The sequence below is a fragment of the Lentzea indica genome (assembly GCF_012184385.1).
GTDB classification, from domain to species: Bacteria; Actinomycetota; Actinomycetes; order Mycobacteriales; family Pseudonocardiaceae; genus Lentzea; species Lentzea indica.
The window spans coordinates 22722-29505 of the sequence record NZ_VSRL01000099.1; the positions used below are offsets into that span (position 1 = coordinate 22722).

7 protein-coding genes are annotated in these 6784 nt (G+C 70.2%); all 7 read right to left on the reverse strand.

The window, feature by feature from the left end; all coding sequences use genetic code 11:
• Position 1: 1 nt before the first annotated feature.
• Complete coding sequence (locus FXN61_RS25480) at positions 2-208, reverse strand: hypothetical protein (RefSeq protein ID WP_167976561.1); 207 nt, start codon at positions 206-208, stop codon at positions 2-4.
• 104 nt (positions 209-312) lie between these two features.
• Positions 313-1779 carry a hydrogenase large subunit gene (locus tag FXN61_RS25485; protein WP_167976562.1) on the reverse strand — a complete coding sequence of 489 codons (1467 nt, stop codon included), beginning with the start codon at positions 1777-1779 and terminating at the stop codon, positions 313-315.
• Positions 1776-3233: a proton-conducting transporter transmembrane domain-containing protein gene (locus tag FXN61_RS25490; RefSeq protein WP_167976563.1), complete on the reverse strand. Its 1458-nt coding sequence runs from the start codon at positions 3231-3233 to the stop codon at positions 1776-1778. The genes FXN61_RS25485 and FXN61_RS25490 overlap by 4 nt, the downstream gene beginning before the upstream one ends.
• A complete protein-coding gene (locus FXN61_RS25495; RefSeq protein WP_167976564.1) occupies positions 3233-3895 on the reverse strand; it encodes a hypothetical protein in 663 nt (220 codons plus the stop codon). The genes FXN61_RS25490 and FXN61_RS25495 overlap by 1 nt, the downstream gene beginning before the upstream one ends.
• Before the next feature lie 26 nt (positions 3896-3921).
• Positions 3922-4869, reverse strand: coding sequence for a respiratory chain complex I subunit 1 family protein (locus FXN61_RS25500; protein ID WP_167976565.1), 948 nt, complete (start codon positions 4867-4869; stop codon positions 3922-3924).
• Complete coding sequence (locus FXN61_RS52670; RefSeq protein WP_246292002.1) at positions 4866-5606, reverse strand: hypothetical protein; 741 nt, start codon at positions 5604-5606, stop codon at positions 4866-4868. Before FXN61_RS52670 ends, FXN61_RS25500 begins: the two co-directional genes overlap by 4 nt.
• A partial coding sequence (locus FXN61_RS52675; RefSeq protein WP_281360648.1) for a proton-conducting transporter transmembrane domain-containing protein occupies positions 5558-6784 on the reverse strand: 1227 nt, incomplete at its 5' end. The genes FXN61_RS52670 and FXN61_RS52675, both read right to left, overlap by 49 nt.

The window sequence follows — 6784 nt, forward strand, 5'->3', positions numbered from 1 at the left end:
GTCAGTGCCCGAGCCCTGAGTTCTCCAGCAGTCCCAGGTCGACCCAGCCGCCGGCGTCGATGTCGTGCTGCGCGGCGAGGTCGAGCAGGTCGCGGATGCGGGCACCGTGCAGGTGGATCTCGTAGTCGTGGCCGGCCTGGCGCGCCTCGTTCAGCGTCTGTTCGGCCTCGGTGACCTTGTTCCGCAGCTCTGCTTCGAACTCGCTCATCGTTCTCGACATCTCCCCTCACCCGAAGGGTCGATAATCTGCGCAGTTAAAGAAGCTTGCAAGTGTTTGAGCGTGCGAGGCTGCACACACTCGATCAGGTGGCGCTACAGATCGTTGCCGGCGTAGGAGAGGTTGAAGCTCTTGTTGGTCAACGGAAAGTCGGGAACGATGGTGTCGGCCAGCGCGACCGGGAGCGCCGGCCAGTTGAAGAAGCTGGGGTCCACGATCTTCACCCGGTTCAGCGATCCGTCACCGGCGAGCTCGACGCGATGCACGATCGTGCCGCGCCAGCCCTCGACGATGCCGACCCCGGACCGGCCTGTGCCTGTGGTGACCGGTGCGGTGGCGGAGGTTCGGCCGCCGAGCATGTCGGCGAGGCTGGTGATCTGACTGATGGAGGAAGTGAACTCCTCGGCGCGCACGAGGAAGCGGGACAGGACGTCTCCGTCGGTCCGGGTGTGCGTGGTGCGGGGGAACTCCGCGGACAGGAACGGGTGGTCGTGCCGGGCGTCGGTGGTCAGGCCGCTGGCGCGGGCGACGACGCCCAGCGTGCCGAGGTCGGTGGCCTGGTCGTGGCTGAGCGGGGCGGTGCCGGTGAAGCGGTCCGCCACGACGGTGTTGGACAGTGCCAGCGCGACGATCTCGGCGACGTCGGCGCCGATCGCGGCGAGCTCGCGCGGGTCGGGAAGCGCGGTGACCGTCGCGCCGCCGGGATGGATGGCGCCGCGCAGCAACCGGTGGCCGGTGACGGTGTCGTTGATGCGCAGCAAGCGTTCGCGGACGCGTTGGGAATGGGCGTTGAGCACGCTGTAGGCGACGTCGTTGCACAGCGCGCCGATGTCGGTGATGTGGTTGTAGAGCCGTTCGAGCTCGAGCAGGATCGCGCGGATGCGTTGTGCGTCTTCCGGCACGGCGAGCTGGTGGGCGTCCTCGACGGCGAGGCAGAACGCGAGGGTGTGGCCGACGCTCGTGTCGCCGCTGACCCGTTCCGCGAGTTCGATCCCGTGCTCGGGCGTTCGCCGGTGGAACAGCTTCTCAAGTCCTCTGTGGACGAACCAGAGGCGGGCCTTGAGGTTGAGGATGGTCTCGCCGACCACGGAGAAGCGGAAGTGGCCGGGGCCGATCATGCCGGCGTGCACCGGGCCCACCGGGATCTCGTACACCCCTGGCCCTTCCACGGTCCGGAACGGGTACGGGCCGTCGACGTCGCCGAACTCCGGTGGATCGCCCGCGTCGGCGAGCATGGGATACCAGCCGCGGGGCCAGTGGAAGTGGCGTACCAGCCGCTGTGGCAACGGGTGGTCGGTGGGCACGATGCCGAACAGGTCGTGCATCTCGCGTTCGAACCGTCCGGCGGCGAATGACAGCCTGGCCAGGCTCGGCACCTCAGGCGTGTCAGGGTCGAGCGGGACGTGCAGTTCGACCCGCCGGTCCGGTGCGGCGGTGAACAGGTACACGGCACGCAGCCTGTCCCCGTCGTCGTGGCCGGCCACCAGTGCGAGCCGGAATCCCTGTTGCAACAGGGAACCGGCGTGCTCTGGCAGGTCGGCAGGAGTGAGGGTCGTGATCATCGGGTCACCACCAGGGAGTCAGTGGCCAGGTCCAGCAGGATCGGCAGCAGGCCCGCTGCGACGCCCAGTGCCGCGCACACGAGCAGTCCGCCCGCCAGTGCGATCGGGATCGGCGAGGCGATCGTGGTGTCTGGAGTGGACGGTGGTGGTCCGAGGAGCATCCGGCTGGTGCTGGTGATCAGCGCGGCGGCGATCACCAGGACGAGCAGCAGCGCGGCGGTGGTCGGCCAGCCGAGTCCGGCGGTGAAGCCGGCGCGGACGATGCCGAGCTCGCTGGCGAACAGGCTGAACGGGGGCAGCCCGGCCAGTGCCAGCACACCGAGTCCGAAGGTCGCCGCGAGCGCAGGCCTGCGTGCCATCAGGCCGCGCACGCCGTTGATCTGGCTGGTGCCGGTGACCTGCAGGACGCGGCCGGCGCCGAGGAACAGCACCGCTTTGGCCAGCCCGTGCCCGAGGACGTGCAGCAACGCCGCGGCCAGCGCCAGCGGGCTGCCGATCGCGGCTCCGAACGCGACCAGGCCGAGGTGCTCGATGCTGGAGTAGGCCAGCATCCGCTTGTAGTCGCGCTGGGCGATCAGCAGTGACGCGGCCAGCAGCAGCGACGCCAGTGCCATGATCGCGAGCAGTGTGCGGGCGAATCCGGTGCCGAGCGCGCCGTCACTGATCACCTTGACCCGCAGGATCGCGTAGAACGCCACCGACAGCAGCACGCCGGACATCAGCGCCGACACCGGTGCCGGGGCCTGGGAGTGCGCGTCCGGGAGCCACGCGTGCAGCGGGGCCAGTCCGGCCTTGGTGCCGAACCCGAGCACCAGCAACACGATCGCGATGCGGGTGACACCGGGGTCCAGCTCCGGTGCGTGGGTGGCGAGCGCGGCGAGGTCCAGCCCGGCGGCGCCAGGTGCGTGAGCGGCGGCGAAGTTGAGCACGATGGTGCCCAGCAGCGCGAGCGCGATGCCGGCCGAGCAGATCACCACGTACTTCCACGCCGCCTCCACGGAGGCGCGGGTGCGGCGTTGCCCGACCAGGAACGCGGTGACGATCGTGGTGGCCTCGACCGCGATCCACACCACGCCGAGGTTGGCGGCGAGCACCGCCAACGCCATGGTGGCCAGGAACAGCTGCACGAGCAGGCTGTGCCACGTGGCCGTGCGGGCCGTGGCCCGGCCCGCCGCGATCTCCTCGCGCAGATACGCCGGGGTCGCGGCGGTGGAGATCAACCCGACCGCGCCGATCACCAGCAACATGAACGCCGACAAGGCATCCGCGCGCAGCAACCCGGAAAGCGCGGTCACCGGGCCGGACCGGGTCACCGCGGCCGCCAGCACGATCGCGGTGGCCAGCACCACGGTCGTGCTCAGGGCACTGATCCAGGCCGTGGCACGCCGCCACCCGAACACGAGGTACGTGAGCGCGCCGAGCACGGGCATTCCCACGGGAACAAGCACAGTCATCAGTCGCGCAACTCCCGCAGTTCGTCGAGGTCGGTGTCGCCGAAGGTCTCCCGCATCCGGGTGGTGAGGATCTGCAGGACCAGCACCGCCAGCAGCACGTCCAGCGACACCCCGAGTTCCACCACGAGACCGACCCCGATGGTGGTGAGGAACCCGACCGCGGTGATCCCGTTGTCCATCAACAGAAAACCGACCAGTTGCGACAGGGCGCGCCGCCGGGTCACCAGCACGAAGAACCCGATCAGCACCACGGTCACGCCGACCGGGATCGCTTGCGTCGCGGCGGACGGCGCCAGTGCCACCAACGGCTGCGACACCGCGTAGGCCAGCAGCGTCAGCGCGGCGGCGGCCAGCAACGACGAGGCCACGTTCACGAGCGGGCTGGTCTCCCGTCGTGCCTCACCCGCGCCGGCCAAGGTTCGGCGCAACAGATACGGCAGGACTCCCGCGCGCAGCACCAGCACGCCCACTGCCACAGCCCACAGCTCGCCCGAGTTCTCGTGGGCCGCCAGCACACCCACGAGTGCGGCGAGTGCGGCCCCCTGCAGCGCGAACATCCGGATGATCACCACGAGCTCGCGCAGCCACAACACCAGCACGGCCGTCAGCAGCAGCGCACCGCAGGCCAGGTACAGCAGCTGCACGTACAGGCTCTCGCTCATCGAGTTTCCCTTTCAGCCCACGGGATTCAGACGAGGAAGAACGAGGCCGCGACGGCCAGCAGGGCGAGCAGGAACGACCCGGCCAGCAGCTCGGGCACCCGGAACAGCCGCAGCTTGGCGACGAACACCTCGCCGGCGGCCAGCAGCACACCGAGCACACCGACCTTCACCACCAGAGCGAGGATTCCGACCAGCAGCGCCACCGGGGTGGCCGTGGCAGCGATTCCCCACGGCAGGAACAGGTTCGCCAGCAGTCCGAGGAACACCGACAGCCGCATCGCGGACGCCAGTTCCACCAGCGCCAGATCAGGGCCCGCATACTCCAGCACCATCGCCTCGTGCACCATCGTCAGTTCGAGGTGCGTCGACGGGTTGTCCACCGGCAACCGCCCTGTCTCCGCGATGATCACCAAGATCAGCGCGACCGCGGCCAGCAGGCTCACCGGGGAGATCACCCGTGCCGGGTCGTCGAGGGTCGACGACACGATCGCGCCCAGGTTCGTCGACCCGACCCGCACGGACAACGCGAAGATGGCCACCAGCAGAGTCGGCTCCACCAGCGCGAGAATCGTCATCTCCCGGCTGGCGCCCATCCCGCCGAACGCCGTACCGGTGTCCAGCCCTGCCAAGGCGAGCGCCACCGCACCCAGCGCCAGCAACGCCACCACCGCGAACAGATCCGCTGCCGGATCCAGCGCCGAGTCCGTCGTCACGAACGGCGCCACGACCGCGACCACCAAGGTCGTGGCGACCAGCACCAACGGCGCGAGACGGAACACCTCGCTCGTACCGCGCGGGGTGATCTGTTCCTTGCGCATCAGCTTGCGCAGGTCGCGCCACGGCTGTGCGACTCCCGCACCGGCCCGGCCCTCGAGCCGGGCGCGGACCTGTCGCATGAGCCCGACCAGCAGCGGTGATCCGGCCACGATCAGCACCGGCTGAACCACCCCGCCGACCACGCCCAGCGCGCTCACCGGGTCACCGTCAGCAGGATCAGCAGCCCGCACACCGCGTAGAAGCCGTAGCCGAGATAGCGGTGGACGCTGCCCGGAGCCAGCCCACGCCCTGCCCGGCCCCACGCGGCGATCATGTCCAGCACCGGTCCGTAGAGGCGCCGCTCGATCCGGTCCGGCACTTTCCTGCGGTAGGCCACGGCCCGCACCAGATACCGCGACTCCTCGTGATGGGACACGTCCACATCCAGCTCGGGCTGCACCACGTCGTCGAACACCCGTTGCAACGGCTCGGCGAACGACGTCGCCGTGTACTCCATCCGCGCCGACATCGGCCCGCCACCGCAGTCCCACAACCGCGCCTCCCTGCGGGCCCGCCGTGTCGCGGCCAGCCGCACCACACCGGCCACGACGACCAGCGCGACGACGAGCCCGAGCGTGAGCAGCAAAGGCGACAACGCGCCGGTCACGTGGGTCAGCCGCAGCGTCACCTCGCCGGACACCGCGGCCTCACCGACCGCTGCCCGTACCGCGGGCAAGATCCCGGCGGGCCAGAGCGCGAGCACCACGCAGGCCAGGCCCGCGACGCCCATCCCGGCGAGCATCGTGGAGGGGCTCTCGTGTGCGGCCATGGCCGCCTCGCTGCGCGGTTTGGCCAGGAAGCCAACGCCGAACGCCTTCACGAACGTGGCCACCGCCAGCCCGGCGGTCAGCGCCACCGCCGCCACCGCGACCGGCATGGCGACCGTCGCGGCCACCCCGCCCGAGGCAGTCCGTGGATCAACGCCTGCAGCAGCCATTCCGACACGAACGCCGTGCCCGGCGGCAGGGCAGACGCCGCCAGCGCCCCCAACCCGAACGCCGCCGTGGTCACCGGCATCACCGGGCGCAACCCGCCCAACGCGTCCAGGTCACGACTTCCGGTCGCGTGCAGCACCGACCCGGCCGCCAGGAACAACAGCGTCTTGAACGCCGCATGACCGACCACGTGCATCAACGCCGCCGTCAGCGCCAACGCGGCGAGCACACGATCACCGGACGAGGCGAACAGCCCTGCCGCGCCGACACCGACCAGCACCAGCCCCATGTTCTCGGTCGTCGAGTGCCCCAGCAGCCGTTTCAGATCGGCGTTCATCGCGGCCTGCAGAATTCCGTACACCGCGGACACCGCGCCGAGCGTCAGCACCAGCAGCCACCACCAGGCCGCGCCACCGCCGAGCAGGTCGACCCCGACCCGCACCAGCCCGTACACGCCGAGGTTCACCATCGCCGCCGACATCAACGCCGACACGTGGCTGGGAGCCTCCGGATGTGCCCGCGGCAGCCACGCGTGCAACGGCACGATCCCCGCCTTCGACGCGAAGCCCGCCAGCGTCGCCACGAACACCACACCCGCCACCGCGGGCGACAGGTGCCGGCCCGACTCGCGCAACGCGGTGAACGAGTCGTCCCCGGTGTGCGCGACGAACACCATCAGTCCGATGAGGACGGACACGAAACCGAGGTGCGTCATGACCGCGTACCACCGGCCCGCCGACGCCACCTCCGGGCCACGCCGGTGCTCGGCGACCACCAGCACCAGTGACGCCAGTGCCATCAGTTCCCAGCACACCAGCAACGTGCCCACGCTCGCGGCTGCAGGCACCAGCACCATCGCGACCACGAACAGCGGGAACGCCACCTGCACCGAACGTGCCCGCAGATCCGGTGAGTCCGAATAGGACATTCCGTAGATCCCCGCGGCCACCGCAACGCCACCGATCACCGCCACGAACAACCCGCCCAGCGGGTCCAGCGTCAGCGACACCCCGGACAGCGGTAACAACCCAGGTAGCACAACGGAAAACGACTCCCCGGCCACTGCCGCGGCACCGGCGGCCACCGCGGCCGCACCGGTCAACGCGGTCCCCGCACCCACGACCGCGGCCGCGCGGGG

Bases quoted from the DNA above. Each gene is read 5' to 3' on its own strand.
- FXN61_RS25480 (WP_167976561.1), bottom strand. From the start codon at position 208: ATGAGCGAGTTCGAAGCAGAGCTGCGGAACAAGGTCACCGAGGCCGAA.
- FXN61_RS25485 (WP_167976562.1), bottom strand. From the start codon at position 1,779: ATGATCACGACCCTCACTCCTGCCGACCTGCCAGAGCACGCCGGTTCC.
- FXN61_RS25490 (WP_167976563.1), bottom strand. From the start codon at position 3,233: ATGACTGTGCTTGTTCCCGTGGGAATGCCCGTGCTCGGCGCGCTCACG.
- FXN61_RS25495 (WP_167976564.1), bottom strand. From the start codon at position 3,895: ATGAGCGAGAGCCTGTACGTGCAGCTGCTGTACCTGGCCTGCGGTGCG.